The organism is Alicyclobacillus hesperidum (assembly GCF_900107035.1).
Lineage (GTDB): Bacteria > Bacillota > Bacilli > Alicyclobacillales > Alicyclobacillaceae > Alicyclobacillus > Alicyclobacillus hesperidum.
The window spans coordinates 1-1,488 of sequence record NZ_FNOJ01000049.1 but is presented as its reverse complement, the minus strand read 5'-3'; the positions used below and the strand labels follow the sequence as shown (position 1 = coordinate 1,488).

Annotated in this window: 1 protein-coding gene and 1 pseudogene; both read right to left on the bottom strand. The window is 49.7% G+C overall.

Translation table 11 applies throughout. From position 1 onward, the window contains the following. Positions 1–623: pseudogene (locus tag BLU70_RS14210) on the bottom strand (beta strand repeat-containing protein); the annotation flags it as partial. A 25-nt stretch (positions 624–648) separates the two neighbouring features. Further along, the coding region (locus BLU70_RS14205; RefSeq protein WP_074694009.1) for a hypothetical protein at positions 649–1,488 on the bottom strand (840 nt) is incomplete at its 5' end.

Sequence of the window (1,488 nt, the reverse complement as noted above, 5' to 3'; positions counted from 1 at the left end):
GTGCCCGACTGGGGCACTTTGTCCGGATTGCCCGTCCCGTCATCGCTTGGGTCGTTGTTGGTATCCGTCACCGTGACCGTACTCCCCGGCACGAGCGACTGCCCGTTCTGCACGCTGTCAATGCGCACGTACGGCTTGGCGTACGGCGCCAGGTGCACGTACTGCCCTGGCGCGTACCAGTAGGGGTTGCTGTACGGGTTCGGCTGCGCGTACCAGCCCGACAGCGTGTAGACATCGGAGCCGGCGTAGTACAGACCTGATGTTTGGTTGTTCCGATCTTTAAGAGTGAATTTATAAGACGGAAGAAAATGTTGTATCCATACTGGATTTGCACCATTCCCGGGTATCTCATCCGATTGAGTAAAGATATAATCACCCGGGCCATAACCGTTCATGGCTTGTTGATTAGCCACTTCAACTGCAAGAACTTGAGTTGATCCGTTATTACCGCCTATTGCGACGTTATCGCCTGTACCACTGAACCCTTGCTGAACATTACCGTTTGTCCACGCTCCATTACTACCAGGTGGGATTGAAACTTCAACAACATCTCCATTGTTGATGCCTGCATGTGCAATTGGAATTAAGGAGTACCAAATTGCTGAAGCAGCCAATAATGACATACCTATTGCAGCTAATCTTCGAGTACTAATCCCCATAACTCATCACTTCCGATGGATAATTCTCCGATTCTTGCCCTATCAAATGAACATTTACAAGACGACCTTGGGAATAAGTGAATTCATACATGGCGTCCCCAAAAATCGATCCACCGGTTTTCGCTGTATATTGGTCACAAATGGAACCCCATAATTCAAACGCAATTTGCCCATTTACAGGGGCAACATATCCAGGATAGCTATAGTGAAAGTTTGTAAGATGCGTTTTGGGAGAAAAGACCTGATAATCTGGTTCATAAAATATCTTGCTGTAAAGCGTAGGATTGTTATCTTTATAAGCTTCTAAGCCTATCTGATCCGAATAGGAATAGGAGCTGTATACGGTGTCGACTCCCTTTTCAAACACACCCGTTACGTTAGGCGTTAATCCTGTTCCCCGCTTGTACGTGTAAATCACATTGCCATTCGGTTCGAATGTGAGCGTTTGACTGTCCACAGTTCGGATGAATGCCAGATACACCTTTGGCCAGTCCGACAGGCTCCAATCTTCGTGGTGTTTAGCTAAATAAACGAAGGCTCCAGATACAGCATTCGGATCCATCAATGGTTCCAGAAGTTCCACCTTGTTCGGCCCAAGCTGCCGCCACCCACGGCTGACCTCCACGATGTTGTTCCGAATCGCCATTATGTCCTTCTGGGTCAGTACGCTGTTCGGCCCCTTCACGTCCGTCCCGTAGAAGAACGAGAAGTCTTGTAGCAAGGTGAATGGATTCTGCGACGGCTCCCACGCCATGTCCACGCGGCGCGCCTTGATCTCCCAGTCCACGATCCACTGTGCCAATTGCCCCGCCGTCACCGGTCCGTTCGG